Origin of the sequence: Kineococcus gynurae (assembly GCF_042433995.1) — a bacterium.
GTDB classification, from domain to species: domain Bacteria; phylum Actinomycetota; class Actinomycetes; order Actinomycetales; family Kineococcaceae; genus Kineococcus; species Kineococcus gynurae.
In genome coordinates this window covers 814019-833727 of sequence record NZ_JBHLUI010000008.1, presented here as the reverse complement: position 1 = coordinate 833727, position 19709 = coordinate 814019, and the positions used below count along the sequence as shown (strand labels likewise).

Genomic DNA, 19709 nt, shown 5'->3' with positions numbered 1-19709 from the left:
CCCGGTCGGCCTGCTCCTGCTCCCGCGGCTGGTAGCTCACCGATCGCGGAAACGACGCATTGTGACCCACGAACGGGGCGCCGACGAATCGATGGCCCTCCGGCGCGTCGTGGACCGCCCCCGACCCGCCTCCCCCGACCGTCCCGGGACCGCTCCGCGGGGTCGGCCCGGACCCCTCGGCGGGGTCCCCGGGCAGTGCCGAGGGAACGCGACGAGACCGGACCGCGACCGTCGGGCGACGTCGTGGTGACCGGCTCGTGGCCGGTGCGTGACCCATCTCACCCGGACACCGGAGGAGTTGGTGGACCGGCCCGCGGGCCGTAGTGTTCCGCCGTCCGACCGCTCCGGACGCACGTTCGACCGAGACCCGGCCGACGCGACGACCGGGGCGACCCCCGCTCAGGAGGTGCCATGAACGCGCTGGACCACGACCGCCCCACCCCGCTCGCCCCCTCCTTCGCCGCCGAGCTCGAGAACCGGGTCACCGAGCTGCGGCTCGCCGTCGAGGCGGCCGCCGCCGCCGGCGACGACCACCTGGCCGAGGCCCTGCTGGACGAGCTGGAAGGCCTCGTCGAGCTCGCCGCCGCCAACGACGTCCTGCTGCTGGACGCCGCCGACCTCGTCGCCCGCCACCGTGGCGCCGGCGACACCCCGGCCGTCCTCGCCGACCCCCAGGTCCGCAGCGCCTGACCGGGACTAGTCCTCCCGGGTGACCCCCGCGGACAGCAGGGCGTCCAGCAGAACCCGGTGCAGACCCGCGCCGGCCGCCAGCAGACCCCCCGGATGCGGTTCACCGCCTGCGAAGTCGGTGACCACCGCCCCGGTCTCCCGGGCCACCACGAGCGCCCCGGCGAAGTCCCAGGCGTTCAGGCCGCGCTCGTAGTACCCGTCGACCCGGCCCGCGGCCACCGCGCACAGGTCCAGCGACGCCACGCCCGTCCGCCGCAGGTCGCGGATGCGGGGCAGCAGGTCCAGGACGACCTCGGCCTGCCGACGCCGCCGGGGCGCCGAGTAGCCGAACCCGGTCGCGACCAGGGCCTCGGCGAGACCGGGCGAGGCGGGTCCGGCGAGGTCGCGCGTCCCGGTGCTCTCGGCCAGCCGGGCCCCCTGGCCCCGCGCGGCGCTCCAGGTCTCCCCCAGCGCGGGCGCGTGCACGCAGCCCACCAGCGCCTGCCACGTCCGCGGGTCGGGTTCGGCCGTGGGCTCCGCCCCGGCCACCAGGGCGACGCTCACCGCGTAGGAGGGCAGCCCGTACAGGTAGTTCACGGTGCCGTCGATCGGGTCCACCACCCAGGTGAGGCCCGAGCGCCCGGGCCGGAAACCGCTCTCCTCGCCCAGGAACCCGTCCTCGGGGCGCAGCTCCTGCAACCGACCGATCAGCAGCTGCTCCGCGGCGTGGTCCATCGCGGTCACCACGTCGGTCGGCGAGGACTTGGTCGCGGCGACGGCCACCCGGTCGGGGCGCTGGGAGACGATCAGCCGACCCGCCTCGGTGGCGACGACCTCCGCGACCTCGCGCAGCCGGGTCAGCTCGGCGCCGGTGGGCAGGTCGGGCGCGATCACGCGGTACCCCCGGCGGGGGCCGCGGCCCCGACCTCGACGCGGGGGGCGTCGACCCCGCACATCGCGGGCACCTCGCGACGCAGGTTCTTGCAGCAGTCCACCTGGCAGACCTCCCACGAGGGGCCGAGACCGCCGGCGGTCGGCTGCGCCGGGTCGAGCCCGCGCGCCCGCTCGGCGCGCTCGAGCACGAGGTCGACCAGTCCGGTGACGAACTCCCGGGTCGCACCGACGGTGGCGGCGCGGGCGAACGGCAGCCCGATCTCCTGGGCCGTCTCGGCGGCCTCGGTGTCGAGGTCGAACTTGACCTCCATGTGGTCGGAGACGAAGCCGATCGGAGCCACCACGGCCCCCGACCCGCCCCCGGCGTGGACCTCGCGCAGCCAGTCGTTGATGTCGGGTTCGAGCCAGGGCTGGGTGGGCGGACCCGAGCGCGAGCAGTAGGTGAGGTCCCAGGGCAGCTCGCGCCCGAGCTCGCGGCCCGCCTCGGCGGCGACCGCGGCGGCCACGTCGAGGTGCTGCCGGACGTACCAGCCCCCGTCCGGGCCGGAGGTGTCGTTCATCGCGTCGGGAATGGAGTGGGTGACGAAGGCGACCCGGACGCCCTCGCGGGCCGCCTCCGGCAGCTCCCGCACGGCCGCGGCCAGCGCCCGGGCGTTGACCGCGACGAAGGCGGGGCTGTTGTAGTAGTGCCGGATCCGGTCCACGGCCAGCGGCCGTCCCTCCTCGGCGAGCGTCACCACCGCCTTGCCGAGGTCCTCGCGGTACTGCCGGCAGGAGGAGTACGAGGAGTAGGCGCTGGTGAACACGGCCAGCAGCGAGCGGACGCCGCCCTGGTGGGCCTCCCGCAGCACGTCGGTCACGTAGGGGTCCCAGTTCCGGTTGCCCCACAGCAGCGGGACCGACCCCAGCCCGCGGGCGTCGAGCTCGGCGCGCAGGGCGGCCAGCAGCTCCTTGTTCTGATCGTTGATGGGACTGCGCCCGCCGAAGTGCAGGTAGTGCTCGGCGACCTCGGCCAGCCGCTCGCGGGGGATGCCGCGGCCCCGGGTCACGTTCTCGAGGAAGGGCATGACGTCGTCGGGACCCTCCGGACCCCCGAACGACAGCAGCGCGATCGCGTCGTAGGGGAACGGCTCGGGCGGGTTCTGGGCGTTCGTGCTCACGCCCCGAGTGTCCCAGTCACCGCCCCCCGGGGCCCGCGGGGGTGAGGGGATCGGCGCCGGGGTGAATAGAGTGCCCCGCAGGACCGTCGCGGTGACGGTGCCGGGTCGAGGGCCCGCGACGGGTCACCGCGCGGCGGCCCGTCGTCGACGTCAGCACTGGGAGGCACCCGTCATGCAGGATCTGAGGCTTCTCGGGGTCCACGACGACGGCGAGAGCGTCGTCCTCGCGGGTTCCGACGGCTCCCGGTACCGGCTGCGCGTCGACGAGGCGCTGCGGGCGGCCGTGCGCCGCGACCGGGCCCGGTTGGGGCAGCTGCAGATCCAGACCGCCGCGACCCTGCGACCCCGCGACATCCAGGCCCGCATCCGCGCCGGGGAGTCCGCCGAGGAGGTCGCGGCCGCCGGCGGGTTGCCGGTGGAGCACGTGCGTCGCTACGAGGGACCGGTGCTCGCCGAGCGCGCCCACGTCGCGGGCCTCGCCCGGCGCACCACCCCGGGTCGGTCGCACGCGGGCAGCTCCCTGGACGACGTCGTCGTCGGTCGGCTCGTGGCTCGCGCGGTCGACCCCGACGGGGCCCGCTGGGACGCGTGGCGCGCCGAGGACGGCTGGCTGGTCCAGATCGAGTTCGTCGCCGGGGGCCGGGGTCGGCTGGCCCGGTGGGGTTTCGACCCCGCGGCGCGGGTGCTGACCCCGTTGGACGACGAGGCGCGCTGGCTCTCCGACGACGAGCCCGCCGAACCGGGCCCGCTGCCGGGGCGCCGGCACCTGGGGCTGGCCCCGGAGGGGCAGGGCGAGACGGGCGACCTCGAGCGCGTCTACGACGTCGAGGCCGACGGCGGCGTGCGCTCCGTGGGGTCCCCCGGCGGTCGGACCGGACGCCGGATCGACCCCCAGGCCACCGCCTCGGCCGACCTGCTCGACGTGCTCGACGCCCGGCGCGGGGTGCGCCCGAGCGCCCAGACCCCCGAGGGCGACCCGGCCGAGGTGGCCCGCGTGGACGCGTTGCTGGCCGACCCGCCGCCCGCCCACCCCGCCGACTCCGACACCTCGGCGCCGGAGGACCGCACCATCCTCCCGCCGCGCGCGACGGCCGGGGGCGCCGACCACCCCGCCGTCGGGGACGCCGCCGGCACCACGGTCGAGGACCACGCCGAGAACGGTGACGCCGGGAACGGTGCCGCCGACGTCGCCGTCGAGGACGTCGCCGTGCCGGACGTGACCCCCGAGGACTTCGCCGCCGAGGACGGCCCCGCGCAGGAACCCGCCCCCGCCGCCCCGTCCCCCGCCGCGCCGTCGACGGACGAGGCCCGCCCGGTCGCCGAACCGGCGGTCGCCGCGCGCCCCACGCCGTCCTCGGCCGCGGGCGCGGCCGGTGAGTCGGCCACCCCCGCGCCGACCACCTCCGAGACGACTGCCCCCGATCCGGCGAGGCCCGCCGAGACGGCGAAGCAGGCCGCCAACCGACGCCGGCCCCGCACCAACCGCGCCCGCAGCGGCTCGGCGGCCAAGCGGAACTCCGTGCCCAGCTGGGACGAGATCATGTTCGGCTCGAAGAAGGACTGACCCTCCCCCTCCCCCTCCCCCTCGCCCCTCCCCCTCGCGCCTCCCCCTCCGCCGGTCCCGCCCCCCGTGATCGAGGAATCTGGCCGGCACCCCGGGCGGCCGGTGGGCCGGGTGCGGGACGGATTCCTCGATCACGGGAGGGAAGGGGGCGGGGGGGGACGGCGAGGGGTGGCGGGTCAGCGGAAGCGGTCGGGGTCGCCGGCCCCGACGCGGAGCACCTCGGGGTAACCCTCGCTGAGATCGACCACGGTGGTGGGGTCGGTGCCGCACTCCCCGGAGTCCACGACGGCGTCGACCACGGCGTCGAGCTCCTCCTTGATCTGCCAGCCGTCGGTCAACGGTTCCTCGTGGTCGGGGAGCAGCAACGTGCTGGACAGCAACGGTTCTCCGAGTTCACGCAGCAGCGACTGGACCACCGGGTGCTGCGGGATCCGCACCCCGACGGTCTTCTTCTTCGGGTGGGCGAACCGCTTCGGGACGTCCTTGGTCGCGGGCAGGATGAACGTGTACGGGTTCGGCGTGGCCGCCTTGATGGACCGGAACGCGGAGTTGTCCAGGTGCACGAACTGGCCCAGCTGCGCGAACTCCGCGCACACCAGCGTGAAGTGGTGGCGGTCGTCGAGGCGACGGATCGCGCGGATCCGCTCGGCCCCGTCCGGGGAGTCCAGCGCGCACCCGAGCGCGTAGCAGGAGTCGGTCGGGTAGGCGATGAGGCCGCCGTCCCGCAGGATCGCGACCAGCTGGGAGATGCTGCGGGGCTGCGGGTCCTGCGGGTGCACGTCGTAGTAGCGGGCCATTCCGGTGAGCGTACCCACGGGCGGGCGGCCCGCCAGGGGTGGCGCCGGGCATGATGCGGCGATGATCGATCTGCCCCCGGCCGCTCCGCCGGCCCCCGCCCCGCGGCCCGGACCCCCCGGGGTCGCGCTCGTGGGGGTGGTGCCGCTCGCCGCGCTCGCGCTCTGGGCGCTCGGCACCGCGTAGGACGACGGCGCCACCTGGACCCCGGGGGCGATGGCCGTGGTGGTGGCCGGGGTGGCCCTGACCGGTCTCGCCCGCTCCGCGGTGGTCGGGGTCGGGGCGGCCGTCCTGGCGGCCGGCCTGGGCGCCCTGCCGTCGGCCTGGGCCTCCGCGGACGCGACCCTGGCCGTGGCCGTGGCCGCGGTCGTGGCGGGCGCGGTCGTCGCCGTGGTCACCGGCGGCATCCGGGCCTTCGCCCTCGGCCCGCCCCGCCCGCCGCGCCGCGTCGTCGTCCTCCCCGTCCTGCTGGGCGCGTCGGCCTGGCCGCTGTTCGAGCTGTGGTGGCCCACGGCCGAGGAGAACCCCACCCGCAGCCCGGTGCTGGGGCTCCTCGCCGTCGCCGTGCTGGTCGTCGGCGTCCTGGTGGCCGAGCTGGGGGTGCGGCCGTTCGCCGGCCCCCTGCTGGTCGTGCCCCCGCTCGCGGCGATGGCGTTCGGACCGGCCGCGGCCAGCGACCCGCTCGGGGCCGTCGCCTGGGCGATGCTCGTGCTGCTGGTGCTGGCCGCCGCGTTCGCCCTCACCGGGGCCGTGGCCCTCGGGCGGTGGGCGGTCCTCAGAGCAGGGTCGAGAAGAGCGGGATCCGCCGTTCCGCGTCGCTGAGGGCCCCGTGCTGGCCGACGAGCCGCAGCGACTCCGGGCGCATCCGGCTCGAGTCGACCACGGCGAACTCCCCCGCGGCCACGACCAGGACGTCCCCGATCCGGCCCCGGACACGGTCCTCGACCGGTCCGAACCAGCCGGCGGCGATCGCGTCGTCGCGGGTCACGACGTAGGCCTGCTCCCCCACGCGTCGCGACCAGGTCTCGCAGACGGTCTGCGCCGCACCGGGTTCGGTGTAGAGCTGGAACATCCGCGGCTCCCCGGCGGCGTGCCGGACACCGACCCGCAGCTCGGGTTCGTGGCCCAGGTCCAGCCGGCCCGCGGCGGGGACGTCGACCATGCCGTGGTCGGCGGTGACGACGAGCAGGGTGCCCTTCGGGAGCCGGCGTCGCAGGGCCGCGACGGCGGCGTCGACCCGACCGAGCTCCTCGCCCCACTGCCAGCTGCCGACCCCCTCGACGTGCCCGACGTGGTCGAGGGTCCCCCAGTAGACGTAGACGAGGCTGCGCGGACTGGCCCGGATGGCGGCGGCGGTGGCGTCGACCCGCGCCTCCAGACGCTCCGGGGTCCCGACGAACCGACCACCGCGCAGCGCCGCCTCGGTGAGGCCCGAACCGTCGAAGTGGGGCGGGGCGACGCGCACGACGTCGACCCCGTCGGCCGCGACCTGCTGCAGGACGGTGGGGTGCGGCTGCCAGCGGCGCGGGTCGACCGCCGCGTCCCAGGCCAGCTCGTTGAGGAGGGCGTCGCGCTCGGGGTCGAGGACCTCGTAGCCCACCAGCCCGTGGGTGCCCGGCGGGGCACCCGTCCCGAAGGACCCCATGCTCGTCGCGGTGGTGGTCGGGAACCCGGCCAGCAGACCGCCCCGGGCCCCGGTGTCGGTCCAGTTCCGCAGGGTCGGCGCGTGCCCGGACCGGGCCGAGAGGACCTCGTCCCCCATCCCGTCGACGAGCAGCACGACCGCGCGCGCGGCCTCCGGGAAGGTCAGGCCGTGGGCCCCCGGCCGGCACCCGGCCACCCCGAGGGCGGCCCCGACCGCGGGCAGGACCGCGGCGAGCGACTCGGCGCCGTAGCTCGGCGCGGGCGGGGCGGGGATCACCGGGCGGTGGCCGCCGACAGGGAGCGGGCGAAGCCGAGCGCCGCGGCGACCGCGTCGGCGCCCTCGGCCGCCCCGGCCACCCGGATCGTCAGGTCGTCGCGGGCCAGCGTCCCGGTGTAACCGTGGTCGGCCTCGCACTCCGCGTCGGAGCACCCGGCCGGTTCCAGGTCGAGTCGCTGCATCCCGCCCCAGCCGATCGTCAGGCTGACCTCGGCCGGGGTCGCCCCGTCGACGTGCTGGGCGGGGCGGCTGACGACCTGGCTGACGACCACCGAGCTGACCCGCCCCAGCGGGACGGACTCGGTGGAGCAGACCGCGTAGACCTCGGGGACCGTCTCGTCCGGGCCGTGGTCGTCGGCGTGGGCGGCCACCAGCCGGGTCGCGGTGAGCACCAGCACGGTCACGTGCCGACGCACCTCCTGCCCGTCGAAGGTGGTCTCGGGGTGGATCAGGTGGGCCCGGACCCGCTGACCGGCCAGGGCCGTGCGCAGGGAGTCGGCCACGACCTGGGGGTAGTACCCGGCCCGCTCCAGGCCGCGGAGCACCTCCGCCGGCAGGTCCGCCTCGACGTCGTCCTCGGTCACCTCGCGCACGTCCGGCCCGGGGCCCCCGCTCGCTCGCTGGTGGCGGCTGGACTCGCCGCGTCGGGAACCGGTGCGCTCACGCATCTGCTCATCCTGTCCCATCCGGCCCGCGCTCAGGCGACCGGGAGCGAGCGGCGGTCGGGATCGTTGCGCCCGCCCGGGGCCCGCAACCACACCTCGGCGTTGAGCGCGGTCGCCCCCTGCTCCGCGACCAGCACGGGCGACAACCGCAGCTCCGACACCTCCGGCAGGGCGTCGGCCAGGACGGAGGCGCGCGCGATGACGTCCTCGAGGGCGGCGACGTCGGTCCGCGGCGCCCCGGCGTGCCCGACCAGCTTGGGGAAGGCCCGCACCGAACGGACGAGGTCGGCGACGTCGACGTCGGTGAGCGGCGGGATGCGGTAGCCGACGTCACCCATCAGGGTGATCGGGTCCCCCTCGACGCCGAAGGACAGGACCGGGCCGAACAGCGGGTCCTCGGTGCTGCGCACCAGGCAGGCCACCCCGAGCGCGGCCATCGGCTGCACGGCCAGCCGGCAGGCGGCCTCCCCCAGCGCGGTCCGCATCTCGGCGAAGGCCGAGCGCAGGGCCTCCGGTGTGCCGAGGGCCAGCCGCACCCCCCGGATGTCCTGGCGGTCGGCGAGGACCGCGTCGACGGTCTTCAGGGCGACGGGCCAGCCGAACCCCTCGGCGGCGGCGACGGCCGCGTCGGCGTCCTCGACGACCGCGCGCGGCAGCACCGCGATCCCGACGTGGGCGAGCAGGGCGCTGCTGGTCTCGCGGTCCAGCCGCACGCCGTCCGGGTGCTCGGTGAGGATCTGCTCGACGAGGGCGCGGGCGGCCGGGAGGTTGACCCCCTCGGGGGCGACCAGGTGACCCGTCTCGCGGCGCCGCCAGGCGGCGTAGCGGACGATGGCCGCGAGTGCGCGGACCGCGTCCTCGGGCGTCGGGTACGAGGGCACCACCGTGGGTCCGCCCTCCGGGGTGCCGCCCTCGGCGAAGCCGGGTTCGGCCGCGAGGTCGTCGTCGGCGGTGGAGACGAAACCGCGGTAGGCGTCGCCCGCCGCGGGCGCCGGCCCCTCGGGCAGGATCGGCAGCGCACCGGTCACCGGGTCGGCCACGGCCGCGGTGACCGACCGGGTCCCGAGGAAGCAGGTCACGGTCGTCTTGCGCCCGCGGGCCGCGGCCCGGGCGACCGCGGTCGCGACGGCCGGGTCCACCGCGGCGGTCGGCGGGACCCAGCTGGTGACGACCGCGTCGACGCCCGGGTCGGCGTAGGCGGCGCGCATCGCCTCCAGGAACTCCTCCAGCTCGGCCTCGGGGTGGACGTTCACCGGACCGTGCACGACCTCCAGACCCCAGCTCACGCACGCGTCCGCGGCCAGGGTGCCGAGGGCGGCCGCGTTGCCGACGATCGCCACGCGCCCCCCGGCGGGCAGCGGCTGCTGGACCGCGACCTGCGCGACGTCGAAGAGCTGGTGGACGTTCTCGACCCGCAGGACGCCGGCCTGCTTCAGCATCGCGTCGACCGCGGCGAACGGGGCCTGGGAGGCCCGGACGGCGTGGCCCGGCGGGACCCCGAAACCCGAGGCGCCCGACTTCACGACGATGACGGGTTTGCGCCGGGCCAGCCGGCGGGCCACCCGGGAGAACTTGCGCGGGTTGCCGATGCTCTCCAGGTACAGCCCCACCGCGGAGGTCCGCTCGTCGTCGTGCCAGTACTGCATGCAGTCGTTGCCGGAGACGTCGGCGCGGTTGCCCGCCGAGACGAACGTCGACAACCCGAGCCCGCGCCGCTGGGCGGAGGAGAGGACGGTCAGGGCCAGCGCCCCGGACTGGCTGAACAACCCGAACCGCCCCGCGGTGGGCATGTCCTCGTGCAACGAGGCGTTCAGCCGCACCGCGGGATCGGTGTTGATGACCCCGAACGAGTTCGGGCCGACCACCCGCATCCCGTTGGCCCGCGCGATCCGCACGACCTCCCGTTGCCGTTCGAGCCCCTCGGGCCCCGTCTCGGCGAAACCGCTGGAGACCACGACCAGTTCCCGGACCCCGACCGTGGCGCAGTCGCGGACCGTCTCGGCGATCACCGCCGGGCGGACCGCGACGACCGCGAGGTCGACCGGACCGGGCAGGTCGCGCACGGAGCGCAGCAGCGGGACCCCGAACAGTTCCTCGCCGTCGCGGGCGTCGGGGTGCACGGCGTGGACGGGCCCGGCGAAACCCCCGGTCACCAGGTCGGAGAGCAACCGGTGCCCGACGGTGCGCGGCGTGCGGCGGACACCGATGACCACCACCGAGGTCGGGGACAGGAGTTTCAGCAGGCTGCGCGCCTCGGCGCGTTGTTCGCGCGCCTGCATGACGTCCAGCGAACGTTCCGTCGGGTCGATGTCGAAGGCCACCTCGAGCACGCCGTCGGCGTAGCCCTGCCGGACCTCGAAACCGGCCTCGCGGAAGACCCCGATCATCTTCGCGTTCTGCGGCAGCACGTCGGCGGTGAACCGGCGGATGCCCCGTTCGCGGGCCGCGGCGGCCAGATGCTCCAGCAGGACCGACCCGAGGCCGCGGCCCTGGTGGGCGTCGGAGATGTTGAACGCGACCTCGGCCTCGCGCCGGTGCCCCGCGCGCGCCGGGGCCGCATCGTAGCGGGCGATGCCGACGATGTCGGTGCCGACGGTGGCGATGAGCGCGACCCGGTCGACGTGGTCGACCTGGGTGAAGCGCTGCAGGTCGCGGGCCGAGAGCCGGGGCATCGGCGCGAAGAACCGCAGGTAGCGCGACTCCTCGGACTGCCGGGAGTGGAAGGCGGCCACGTCGTCGGCGTCGTCGGGCGTGATCGGGCGCACGTGCGCGGTTCCCCCGTCCCGCAACGCGACGTCCGCCTCCCAGCGGGTGGGGTAGTTCACCGGCGCGCGTTCGGGGGCGGTCGGTCCGGGCATGTCTCGAGCTTAGTGCGGCCGTCAGGATGACGGCATGGAGCTGCAGGACGTGCTGCGACGGCGGCGGATGGTGCGCCGCTACGACGCCGACCGGGGCCTCGCCCCGGAGGTGCTGGACCGGGTGCTCGCCGCGGCGCTGCGGGCCCCGGCCGCGGGCGGCACCGAGGGCCGCGCCCTGCTGGTGCTGCGCACGGACGCCGACCGCGAGGCGTTCTGGGCCGACTGCGCCCCCGGGGGCGGCGACGCCTGGCTGACCGGGATGCGGACCGCCCCCGTGCTCGTCCTGGTGCTCACCGACCCGGGGGCCTACGCCGCGCGCTACGCCCGGGCCGACAAGCCCGGCCCGGACCGCGACGCGGCGACCTGGAGCACCCCGTGGCCCGAGGTCGACGCGGGCATGGCCGCCGAGCTGCTGCTGCTGGCCGCGGTCGACGAGGGTCTCGGCGCGTGCCTGTTCGGGATCCCGGCCGCCGCCCACGACCGGCTCCGCACGCGCTTCGCCGTCCCGGCCGGGCTGCGCCTCGTCGCCGCGGTGAGCCTGGGGCACCGGGCCCCCGACGAGGCCTCCCGGTCCTCGCGGCCCGGGCCGCGGCGCGGTCTGGCGCAGGTGGCCCACGACGGGCGGTTCGGCGTGGCCTGGGGCGGCTGAGACGACGCCCGCGGGCAAGATGGCCCCATGGCCCGCACCTCCACCCCGCCCCCGCCGTTGCCCCCCGAGAACATCGTGGACATCGACGTCGAGCAGGAGATGCAGGGCGCCTTCCTCGAGTACGCCTACTCGGTCATCTACTCCCGCGCCCTGCCCGACGCCCGCGACGGCCTCAAGCCGGTGCAGCGTCGGATCCTGTACATGATGCAGGACATGGGCCTTCGCCCCGACCGCGGGCACGTGAAGTCGGCCCGCGTGGTCGGGGAGGTGATGGGGAAACTCCACCCGCACGGGGACGTGGCCATCTACGACGCGCTGGTGCGCCAGGCCCAGCCGTTCACCCTGCGGGTGCCGCTCGTCGACGGTCACGGCAACTTCGGCTCCCCCGACGCGGGGCCCGCGGCCCAGCGCTACACCGAGGCCCGCCCCGCCCCGGCGGCGCTGCTGATGACGACCGGGCTCGACGAGGACGTCGTCGACTTCGTCCCCAACTACGACGACCAGCTCACCGAACCCGGGGTGCTGCCGGCCGCGTTCCCGAACCTTCTCGTCAACGGGGCCAGCGGGATCGCGGTCGGGATGGCCACCAACATGGCCCCGCACAACCTTGGCGAGGTGATCGGCGCCGCCCGCCACCTGATCCGGCACCCCGACGCCGACCTGCCCGCCCTGATGCGTTTCGTCCCCGGTCCGGACCTGCCCACCGGCGGGATCATCGTCGGGCTGGAGGGGATCCGCGACGCGTACGAGACGGGCCGCGGGACGTTCCGCACCCGGGCGCGCACCCACATCGAGGACGTCAAGCGCCGCAAGGGGATCGTCGTCACCGAACTCCCCCTGGGTGTCGGCCCGGAACGGCTCACCGAGAAGATCTCCGAGCACGTCAAGAACAAGCGCCTGCAGGGGATCGCCGACGTCGTCGACCTCTCCGACCGCACGCACGGCCTGCGCCTGGTCATTGAGGTCAAGAACGGGTTCATCCCCGAGGCGGTGCTGGAGCAGCTGTACCGGCTGACCCCGCTGGAGGAGTCGTTCGGGATCAACAACGTCGCCCTGGTCGAGGGGCAGCCGCGGACGCTGGGCCTCAAGCAGCTCCTCGAGGTGTTCATCGCGCACCGGATCGACGTGGTGCGCCGCCGGACCGCCTACCGGTTGCGGCGGCGCGAGGAACGGCTGCACCTGGTCGACGGGCTGCTGCTGGCGATCCTCGACATCGACGAGGTCATCCAGATCGTGCGGACCTCCGACGACGCCGCCGCCGCGCGCGAACGCCTCATGCAGGTCTTCGACCTCTCCGAGCTGCAGGCCGGCTACATCCTCGAGATGCAGCTGCGGCGGCTCACCCGGTTCTCCACCATCGAGCTGGAGCGCGAGCAGGCCCAGCTCAACGCCGAGATCGCCGAGCTGCGCGCGATCCTGGCCGACGAGGCCCGGCTGCGCGGCGTGGTCTCCGACGAGCTGGCCGAGGTCGCCGCCGAGCACGGGACCCCGCGCCGCACGCAGCTGCTGGCCGCCGGGGTCCCCTCGGCCGCCGCGGGCCGCAACGCCGTGCTGGAGATCGCCGACGACCCGTGCACGGTGCTGATGTCCTCCACCGGCCTGCTGGCCCGCACCACCGACGCGGGCCCGCTCGGGGTCGAGGGGCGGCGCGCGCGCCACGACCTCGTCGTCTCGACCGCCCCGGCGACCGCCCGCGGGCACGTCGGCGTGGTCACCTCGGCCGGTCGCCTGGTGCGCATCTCCGTCCTGGACCTGCCGACGCTCCCGGACACCAACGCCCGGCCCTCGCTGGCCGCGGGCGTCGCGGTCAAGGAGTTCGTGACCCTGGCCCGGAACGAGCGCGTGCTGGCCCTGGTCCCGCTCCCGGTCGCCGGGGTGGAGGACCCCGACGACGCGGGGTTCGCCATGGCCACCGCGCAGGGCGTGGTGAAGCGGGTCGTGCTCGAACCCCTGGGCGCCCGCGAGGAGGTCGAGGTCATCGCGCTCAAGGACGTCTCGGCCCGGGTCAAGGACGAGCTCGTCGGGGTGGTGCAGCTGCGCGACGGCGAGGAGGACCTGGTGCTCGTCTCCTCCGACGCCCAGCTCCTGCGCTTCCCGGCCGCGGCCGTGCGCCCGCAGGGTCGGGCGGCGGCCGGCATGGCCGGGATCCGTCTCACCGCCGGGGCCCGCGTCGTCTCGTTCACGGCCGTGGCCCCCGACGACCCGGCGGCCGTGGTCGTCACCGTGGCCGGGGACTCCGGCGCGCTGCCCGGCACCCAGCTGGGCTCGGCCAAGGTCACGCCCTACGCCGAGTACCCGGCCAAGGGGCGGGCCACCGGCGGGGTGCGCTGCCACCGCTTCGCCCGGGGCGAGGACTCGTTGCTGGTGGCCTGGGTCGGCACGGGACCGGCCGAGGCCGCGACCCCGCAGGGCACGGCCGTGGCGCTGCCCACCGAACCCGGCCGGCGCGACGGGGGCGGGACCGCGCTGGAGAAGCCGGTCGCCGCGATCGCGGGGCCGCCGACGCCCTGAGCCCCGCGGGCCGACCCCAGGTCCTCGTTCCTCCCGGTTTTACTCGTGAGACGAGTATATTGTCGCCGTGACGACGACCGCAGCCCCGCCCCGGGCCGCCCTCCCCGCCCGGACGATGGCGGTGCTGGCCGGGACGCTGTTCGCGGCCGTCTCGACCGAGCTCGTCCCGATCGGTCTGCTCCCGCAGCTGACCGCGGCCTTCGGCGTCGGTCCCGCGCGCATCGGGTGGTGGACCTCGGTCTACGCGCTGGTGGTCGCCGTGGGGGCCGTCCCGCTGACCGCCCTCGTCACCCGCTTCGGACCGCGGCGGGCCCTGCTCGGCCTCATCGGCGCCTACGTCACGAGCAACCTGGTGGTCGTCGCGGCCGGTGCCCTCGACTCCTTCGGCCTGGCGCTCGCCGCCCGCGTCCTCGGCGGGGCGGCCCACGCCGCGTTCGTCTCGGTCGTGGTGGCGACGGCGGTCCGACTCTCCCCCCGGTCCCGCTCCGGGTCGGCCGTCACCGTCGTCAGCAGCGGTGTGATGGCCGCCTTCGCCTTCGGTGTACCGCTGGCGACCGCGGCGGGGGAACGCTTCGGCTGGCAGGCGCCGTTCCTGGGCACCGCCGTCCTGCTCGTCGTGCTGGCGGGGGCCGCCCGGGTCGTCCTGCCGCCGGACGGCCCCCGCGGCCGGCACCGGAGCGGGACGCCCGTGGTCGACCCCGTCACGGCGGCCTCCACCGACGCCTCCACCGACGCCTCCACCGACGCCCGGCCCGCCCTCCCGGCCGGACGGACGGACCGCACGGCCGTCGTCGTGGTCGGCGCGTTCTCCCTGCTGTTCCTGCTCGGGCACACGACGGGCTACACCTACGTCACCGAGCTGCTGCAACGGGCTGGGGCCCCGACCCCCGCGCTCGGGCCGCTGCTGTTCGCCTTCGGTCTCGGCAGCCTGGTGGGCGTGGCCGTGGTGGCCCGGGTGGCCGACGCGCACCCGGCCACCGCGCTGCGCGTCGCCGGGATCGTGCTGGCCCTGGCGACGGCCGGGTACGTGCTGCCGCCGTCGGCGGTCGGGCCGGCCGCCGCGACCGTGCTGCTGCTGGTGTGGGGCATCGCCTACGGCGGGCTGCCGGCCATGCTGCAGACCGCCGGGTTGCGGGTCTGCGCGAACCCGGCGACCGCCCCGGCGATCGTGAACTCAACGACGAACGCGGGGATCGCCGCCGGGGCCTTCCTCGGGGGTGTCGTCCTGCCCCACGGCCTGGCGATGCTCGCGGCCACCGCGGCCGCGGTGACCGCCCTGGCCGTGCTGCTGACCTTCCTCCCGGGTACCCGACCGGCCGCGCGCACGGCCGACCCGGGCGGTCACGCCGCCCGCAGGTCCCGCTCGCGCCGGTAGTCACGGGCGGCGTCCCGGAACCCCGCCAGTGCGTAGTCGGGCACCGGCAGGCCCTTCTCCCGCGCCCACAGCAGCTGCGACTCCAACCGGGAGATGTCGCGCACGTGCCGTTCGAGGTCGGCATCGAGCCCCAGCTCGACCACCACCCCGCCGAAGTCCCGGCGCTGCTCGGCGGTCCGGGCCCCGACCAGCCCGTAGCGGCGGCTGCGCAGCAACCGGGCCAGGTGCAGCTGCCAGCCGGAGATCGCGCCGGAGGCGAGCATCTCCTCGGCGCTGAGTTTGTAGAACGCGTAGTGACCGGGCTCCTGGACCTTGATCGCGTCGACCACGGTGCGGCGGATCGCTTTCTCGCCCAGCTCTTCCAGACCGGTCGACATGGCCCGGTAGGCGAGCATCGCCGACTTCTCGGTGGCTGCGCCGGTCAGGTAGTAGAGGAGTCGGACCACCTCGTGGACGAAGGGGAGGTGGGCCAGGCGGCCCAGGACCGCGACGCGGGCCGGGACCTCCGTGGTGTCCGCCCGGACGGGATCCATCCCGAGTTCCTGACCCAATGCGTCCAGCAGGAGCCCGTGCCGTTCCTCCTGCGGCGCCCAGACGTCGGCGTAGAAGCGACGGTCGGTCTCCGAGACGGCGGGCAGCAGCGTGGCGAGCTCCAGAACGTTGCGCTCGACCTCGATCTCGACGCGGGCCATGTAGGACAGGACGTGGCCGAACCGGGCCCGCACGCTGCTCGGATCCCGGACGGTGAAGTCGGCGGTGGCGAGGTCGATCGGCGGATGCTGCGCGCCGAGCCGGTCGACGTGGTCGCGGATCCGGTGCGCGAGCGGGGTGGGGACGGACATCGCTGCTCCTAGCCGTGGTGCGGGGTTCTCACCGTCCTTCGGAGCACCGCTCGTCCCGGATGGGTGCCACCACCCGGACGCGATACGGTGGCCGTTCCTGCGGTGGAGTGTCGAAGGCACGGCGCGACCATCCACGAGGGGAGGGCAGATGCCCGCGCACGTCGACCGGTCCGACCCGACCCAGCGGGCGGTCTCCCCGCCCGCCGAGGACACCCCACCCCCACTGGAGGGGCTGCACGGGCCCGTCACCCTCGAACGCGACCTGGCCCGGTTGAGTCGCAGCCTGCACCGGCAGGACACCGTCGAGAAGGTTCTCGACGCGATCCTGGCCCAGGCCCTGGTGATGATCGAGGGCGCCCAGCGGGGTTCCATCCACCTCCTGGGTCGACGGCGCCAGGCGATCCCCGCGGTCGGCACCGACGACGTGGCCCGTGGCGTGGACGCGCTGCAGGACAAGCTCGACGAGGGTCCCTGCCTCGACGTCCTGCACCTGCGCTCGATCGTCCGCAGCGACGACCTCGCCCGCGAACGCCGCTGGCCCGCCCTCGCGACGGAGGCCCCGGCGACGTGGGGGGTCCGCAGCGTGCTGTCGTTGCGGCTCTACGTCGAGGACGACAAGCCCCTCGGCGGGCTCAACCTGTTCTCGCACGAGGTCGCGGCGTTCTCCGACCGGGCGCGGGAGACCGGACTGGCCTTCAGCGCGATCGCGGCGACCGCCCTCTCGGCCGTCCGTCGCAGCGAGAACCTGTCCCTGGCCCTGCACCACCGCGACGTCATCGGTCAGGCCAAGGGCGTGCTGATGGAACGGCTCCACGTCGACGCGGACGAGGCCTTCGCCCTCATCGCGAAGATCAGTCAGCAGCGCAACGTCAAACTCCACGTCCTCGCCGACGAGGTCGCCCGGACGGGCTCGTTGGGAACCTGACCGGGTTCCCACCTCCTAACGGAGCAGTCGCGTCCAGAGGAGTTCGGCGGCCCCCACGACGGAGGCGTCGGAGCCGAGCGCGGCGGGGAGGAGTTCCGGTGGCGGCAGCGCCCGGAAACTCATCAGGTTCTGCGCGCAGGCCCGGGCGACGTCGGGTCCGGCCAGTTCCAGCAGACGTACCCCGGTCCCGCCGAGGGTGACCCGGTCGGGGTCCAGGGCGTGCACCAGCCCGGCGATCCCGCGTCCGACCGCGGCGGCGACCTCGGCCACCGCGCCCCGGGCCCCGGCCTCCCCCGCGGCCGCACGCTCGTAGACCCGGTGGGCGTGGGCGACCGGGTCGTCGGGAGCCTCCTCGCCGAGGGACCGCGCCATCGCCTCTCCCCCCGTGCTCAACCCCCAGCAGCCGCGCGCCCCGCACCCGCAACGCTGCCCCGGGTCCCCGAAGGGGAGGTGCCCGTACTCGCCCGCCAGCCCGTGGGCACCCAGCGCGGGCTCCCCCGCCCCGACGACGGCCCCGCCCACGCCCGCGTCGAGGTGCAGGTGCAGCTGGACCCGGGCCCCCCGGCCGGCGCCGCGGCGGGCCTCCCCCAGGGCGGCCAGCGTCGCGTCGTTGCCGGCCACGAAGGCACCGACCCCGTCGGCGAGGGCGGGACCCAGGTCCCGGTCGCGCCAGCGGAGCATGGGGGCGTCCAGCCGTCGTTCGTCGCGCACGAGCCCCGGGACGGCGAGCCCGAGGCCCAGCACCGGGGTGCGGTCGGCCACCGCGGCCGCCGCCGCCCGCACCGCGCCGAGGACCGCGTCCGGGTCCCGTCGGTCGTGCCGTCCGGTCCGGGCCGTCCGGACCGTCCCCCCCAGCCCGACGACCGCGACGCGCCAACCCTCGTGGGTGATCTCCGCGCCGACGACGCCCGGGGCGTCGGGGGACGGTTCCAGGCTGCGGGTGGGACGCCCCCGCCCGTGGGCCACCGCGTCCCCCTCCCGCAGCCAGCCCGCGGCCACCGCGGTGGCGACCAGGTCGCTCGTCGCCCCCGAGCTCGCCCCGAGGGCCCGCGCCGCCGCGGCGCGGGAGATCCCCGGTTCGGCGTGCACGAGGCCGAGCAGCCGGCGCACCCGGGCCGGCAGCGCGGCGAGGGATTCGACGGGGTCAGGGCTGGGCAGGGGGTCCTCCGCTCTCGGGGTCGGCCCCGATCCTGCCAGCGGTGCGGTGGATCCGGCCGCCGCGCCACCCCCGGTCGACGAGGGCGGCCCGGCGCCCACGGTGGCGGGCCCGCCAGCAGCGCGCAGCCGGTCGCGGGTGAGCCCGGTGACGACGGCCCGGCGCAGGTCGGCGGTGCACCCGGTCGTCAGGACCGCACCGTCGGAGCCGCGCCGAGGAGCAGCACGGCGCCGTGGGTGGCGGGACGTCCCGCCCCGAGGGTTCCCGACGAGGCGGACCGACGTGATCTCCCGGCGGGGGCACGGTTCCCACCCCAGCGACCCCGGGGTGGTCCTCCCCGCGGGACCGCGACACCCTGGCGGGCATGGACGCCGCCGCTCCCGGAGCCGACCCGACGCGCCCCCGCCCGCCCGACGACAGCTACCTGACCGCCCTGCGGGTCGGCACGGAGCGCGCCGCCCGCACCGCGACCCCGTTGCACAGTCCCTACGCCGGAGCACCGGAGGACGTGCGGGCCGCCGCCGAGGCGGCGGTGGAGGCCGCGGCGGACCACCTGCTGGCGTTGTCCCACGACCTGCACGCCCACCCTGAGGAGGGTTTCGCCGAGCACCGCTCCGTGCGGGCCGTGCAGACCCTGCTGGCCGGGCACGACGTCGCCGCCGACGTCGACGTGTTCGGGTTGCCGACGGCGTTGCGCGCGGTGGTGTCGAACGGCGCGGGCCCGACGGTGGCCGTGCTGGCCGAGTACGACGCGTTGCCGGGGATCGGTCACGGGTGCGGGCACAACGTCATCTGCGCCGCGGCGGTCGGGGCGTTCCTCGGGCTGGCGTCCGCGCTGCGCGCGGGTTCGGTCACCGGCACCGTGGTGCTGCTGGGCACCCCGGCCGAGGAGGGCGGCGGGGGCAAGGAGTTCATGGCCCGAGCCGGTGCGTTCGCGGGGGTCGACGCCGTCGTGATGCTGCACCCGTTCTCCTACGACGTGGCGATCCAGCCGTTCCTGGGCCGGCGCCAGGTGCGGGCCACCTACACCGGGGTCGCCGCGCACGCGGCGGCGCAACCCTTCATGGGGCGCAACGCGCTCGACGCCGTCGTGGCCGGGTACACCGGGATCGCCATGCTGCGTCAGCACGTCCCCGACTCCGACCGCGTGCACGGGATCATCGTCGACGGCGGGCAACGGCCCAACATCGTGCCCGAACGCGCGGTGGCGGAGTACTACGTCCGTTCGGCGGCCCCGGAAACCCTGACCGACCTCTGCGAACGGGTGGAGGTGATCCTGCGGGCGGCGGCGGCCACGACCGGCTGCGGCGTGGAACTCGAGTGGGACGCGCAACCGGCCTACCTGCCGATCCGGGCCAACGTCGAGCTCGCGGCCCGCTGGACCGAGCACCAGGCCCGCCGCGGCCGGGTGTCGCTGCCGCCCGGGGTCGTCCCGGAATCCCTCGCCGGTTCCACCGACCTCGGAAACGTCAGCGTCCGGGTACCGTCCATCCACCCCATGGTCGCCCTCGCCGATCCCACGGAGTCGTTGCACACCAGCGGGTTCGCGACGGCGGCGGGGGGGCCGCGCGGAGACGCGGCCGTGCTCGACGGCGCCGTCGGCCTGGCCCTGACCGCCCTCGACGTGCTCGCCGACCCCGAACTGCTCACCGCCGTGCGGCGGGAGTTCGACGCCGCGGGCGGGGTCCTGGACGTGGCGGGTTTCCTCGGCTGACCCCGGCACGG

17 protein-coding genes are annotated in these 19709 nt (G+C 75.9%); 9 read left to right on the top strand and 8 right to left on the bottom strand.

Annotation, left to right across the window (positions count from 1 at the left end):
• Positions 1 to 411: 411 nt before the first annotated feature.
• On the top strand, positions 412 to 690 hold the full coding sequence (locus ACFFKU_RS10260; RefSeq protein ID WP_380137661.1) for a hypothetical protein: 279 nt from the start codon (positions 412 to 414) through the stop codon (positions 688 to 690).
• Between the two features lie 6 nt (positions 691 to 696).
• On the opposite strand, the gene ACFFKU_RS10255 is transcribed toward ACFFKU_RS10260, so the two are convergent.
• Together ACFFKU_RS10255 and ACFFKU_RS10250 are read right to left on the bottom strand one after the other, a co-directional pair.
• Complete coding sequence (locus tag ACFFKU_RS10255; RefSeq protein ID WP_380137659.1) at positions 697 to 1563, bottom strand: inositol monophosphatase family protein; 867 nt, start codon at positions 1561 to 1563, stop codon at positions 697 to 699.
• The gene (locus ACFFKU_RS10250) at positions 1560 to 2723 is read right to left on the bottom strand and encodes a ferrochelatase (RefSeq protein ID WP_380137657.1); all 1164 of its coding nucleotides are present in this window, start codon (positions 2721 to 2723) and stop codon (positions 1560 to 1562) included. The genes ACFFKU_RS10255 and ACFFKU_RS10250 overlap by 4 nt, the downstream gene beginning before the upstream one ends.
• A 172-nt stretch (positions 2724 to 2895) precedes the next feature.
• Here ACFFKU_RS10250 and sepH point away from each other — a divergent pair, with 172 nt between their 5' ends.
• Positions 2896 to 4287 carry a septation protein SepH gene (gene sepH, locus ACFFKU_RS10245; protein ID WP_380137656.1) on the top strand — a complete coding sequence of 464 codons (1392 nt, stop codon included), beginning with the start codon at positions 2896 to 2898 and terminating at the stop codon, positions 4285 to 4287.
• Between the two features lie 176 nt (positions 4288 to 4463).
• Here the strand turns inward: sepH and ACFFKU_RS10240 are convergent, their stop codons facing one another.
• Positions 4464 to 5084 (bottom strand): L-threonylcarbamoyladenylate synthase, encoded by a 621-nt coding sequence (locus ACFFKU_RS10240; RefSeq protein WP_380137654.1) that lies wholly within the window; start codon positions 5082 to 5084, stop codon positions 4464 to 4466.
• A gap of 61 nt (positions 5085 to 5145) precedes the next feature.
• Between ACFFKU_RS10240 and ACFFKU_RS10235 the strand changes: the two genes are divergently transcribed.
• Entirely contained in the window at positions 5146 to 5268 is a 123-nt protein-coding gene (locus tag ACFFKU_RS10235) for a hypothetical protein (protein ID WP_380137652.1), read from the top strand.
• Positions 5269 to 5298: 30 nt separating this feature from the next.
• The gene (locus tag ACFFKU_RS10230) at positions 5299 to 5904 is read left to right on the top strand and encodes a hypothetical protein (protein ID WP_380137651.1); all 606 of its coding nucleotides are present in this window, start codon (positions 5299 to 5301) and stop codon (positions 5902 to 5904) included.
• Here ACFFKU_RS10230 and ACFFKU_RS10225 read toward each other — a convergent pair.
• Genes ACFFKU_RS10225 through ACFFKU_RS10215 form a run of 3 tightly spaced genes read right to left on the bottom strand, consistent with a single transcriptional unit; the run spans position 5858 to position 10526 of the window.
• Positions 5858 to 7003, bottom strand: a complete 1146-nt coding sequence (locus ACFFKU_RS10225) for an alkaline phosphatase family protein (RefSeq protein ID WP_380137649.1) — start codon at positions 7001 to 7003, stop codon at positions 5858 to 5860. The two genes, ACFFKU_RS10230 and ACFFKU_RS10225, sit on opposite strands and share 47 nt — an antisense overlap.
• On the bottom strand, positions 7000 to 7671 hold the full coding sequence (locus tag ACFFKU_RS10220) for a DUF5998 family protein (RefSeq protein WP_380137647.1): 672 nt from the start codon (positions 7669 to 7671) through the stop codon (positions 7000 to 7002). Before ACFFKU_RS10220 ends, ACFFKU_RS10225 begins: the two co-directional genes overlap by 4 nt.
• Positions 7672 to 7700: 29 nt before the next feature.
• The gene (locus ACFFKU_RS10215) at positions 7701 to 10526 is read right to left on the bottom strand and encodes a bifunctional acetate--CoA ligase family protein/GNAT family N-acetyltransferase (RefSeq protein WP_380137645.1); all 2826 of its coding nucleotides are present in this window, start codon (positions 10524 to 10526) and stop codon (positions 7701 to 7703) included.
• 34 nt (positions 10527 to 10560) lie between these two features.
• Here ACFFKU_RS10215 and ACFFKU_RS10210 point away from each other — a divergent pair, with 34 nt between their 5' ends.
• The 3 genes from ACFFKU_RS10210 (at position 10561) to ACFFKU_RS10200 (ending at position 15061) form a co-directional block, all read left to right on the top strand.
• Entirely contained in the window at positions 10561 to 11175 is a 615-nt protein-coding gene (locus tag ACFFKU_RS10210; protein ID WP_380137643.1) for a nitroreductase family protein, read from the top strand.
• 27 nt (positions 11176 to 11202) lie between these two features.
• Positions 11203 to 13686 carry a DNA gyrase/topoisomerase IV subunit A gene (locus ACFFKU_RS10205; protein ID WP_380137641.1) on the top strand — a complete coding sequence of 828 codons (2484 nt, stop codon included), beginning with the start codon at positions 11203 to 11205 and terminating at the stop codon, positions 13684 to 13686.
• A 67-nt stretch (positions 13687 to 13753) separates the two neighbouring features.
• Positions 13754 to 15061, top strand: coding sequence for an MFS transporter (locus tag ACFFKU_RS10200; protein ID WP_380137640.1), 1308 nt, complete (start codon positions 13754 to 13756; stop codon positions 15059 to 15061).
• On the opposite strand, the gene ACFFKU_RS10195 is transcribed toward ACFFKU_RS10200, so the two are convergent.
• Positions 15028 to 15903 carry a GTP-binding protein LepA gene (locus tag ACFFKU_RS10195; protein WP_380137639.1) on the bottom strand — a complete coding sequence of 292 codons (876 nt, stop codon included), beginning with the start codon at positions 15901 to 15903 and terminating at the stop codon, positions 15028 to 15030. The genes ACFFKU_RS10200 and ACFFKU_RS10195 overlap by 34 nt on opposite strands.
• Positions 15904 to 16051: 148 nt before the next feature.
• On the opposite strand from ACFFKU_RS10195, the gene ACFFKU_RS10190 reads away from it, so the two are divergent.
• Positions 16052 to 16828: a GAF and ANTAR domain-containing protein gene (locus ACFFKU_RS10190; RefSeq protein WP_380137637.1), complete on the top strand. Its 777-nt coding sequence runs from the start codon at positions 16052 to 16054 to the stop codon at positions 16826 to 16828.
• A 15-nt stretch (positions 16829 to 16843) separates the two neighbouring features.
• Here the strand turns inward: ACFFKU_RS10190 and ACFFKU_RS10185 are convergent, their stop codons facing one another.
• Positions 16844 to 17938 (bottom strand): ROK family protein, encoded by a 1095-nt coding sequence (locus ACFFKU_RS10185; RefSeq protein ID WP_380137635.1) that lies wholly within the window; start codon positions 17936 to 17938, stop codon positions 16844 to 16846.
• Positions 17939 to 18348: 410 nt separating this feature from the next.
• On the opposite strand from ACFFKU_RS10185, the gene ACFFKU_RS10180 reads away from it, so the two are divergent.
• On the top strand, positions 18349 to 19698 hold the full coding sequence (locus ACFFKU_RS10180) for a M20 family metallopeptidase (RefSeq protein WP_380137633.1): 1350 nt from the start codon (positions 18349 to 18351) through the stop codon (positions 19696 to 19698).
• The last annotated feature ends 11 nt before the right edge of the window (positions 19699 to 19709 follow it).

Coding starts and splice junctions, on each gene's coding strand:
- ACFFKU_RS10235 (WP_380137652.1), top strand. CDS start 5,146: ATGATCGATCTGCCCCCGGCCGCTCCGCCGGCCCCCGCCCCGCGGCCC.
- ACFFKU_RS10240 (WP_380137654.1), bottom strand. CDS start 5,084: ATGGCCCGCTACTACGACGTGCACCCGCAGGACCCGCAGCCCCGCAGC.
- ACFFKU_RS10190 (WP_380137637.1), top strand. CDS start 16,052: ATGCCCGCGCACGTCGACCGGTCCGACCCGACCCAGCGGGCGGTCTCC.
- ACFFKU_RS10195 (WP_380137639.1), bottom strand. CDS start 15,903: ATGTCCGTCCCCACCCCGCTCGCGCACCGGATCCGCGACCACGTCGAC.
- ACFFKU_RS10210 (WP_380137643.1), top strand. CDS start 10,561: ATGGAGCTGCAGGACGTGCTGCGACGGCGGCGGATGGTGCGCCGCTAC.
- ACFFKU_RS10205 (WP_380137641.1), top strand. CDS start 11,203: ATGGCCCGCACCTCCACCCCGCCCCCGCCGTTGCCCCCCGAGAACATC.
- ACFFKU_RS10220 (WP_380137647.1), bottom strand. CDS start 7,671: ATGCGTGAGCGCACCGGTTCCCGACGCGGCGAGTCCAGCCGCCACCAG.
- ACFFKU_RS10215 (WP_380137645.1), bottom strand. CDS start 10,526: ATGCCCGGACCGACCGCCCCCGAACGCGCGCCGGTGAACTACCCCACC.
- ACFFKU_RS10260 (WP_380137661.1), top strand. CDS start 412: ATGAACGCGCTGGACCACGACCGCCCCACCCCGCTCGCCCCCTCCTTC.
- ACFFKU_RS10230 (WP_380137651.1), top strand. CDS start 5,299: ATGGCCGTGGTGGTGGCCGGGGTGGCCCTGACCGGTCTCGCCCGCTCC.
- sepH (WP_380137656.1), top strand. CDS start 2,896: ATGCAGGATCTGAGGCTTCTCGGGGTCCACGACGACGGCGAGAGCGTC.
- ACFFKU_RS10180 (WP_380137633.1), top strand. CDS start 18,349: ATGGACGCCGCCGCTCCCGGAGCCGACCCGACGCGCCCCCGCCCGCCC.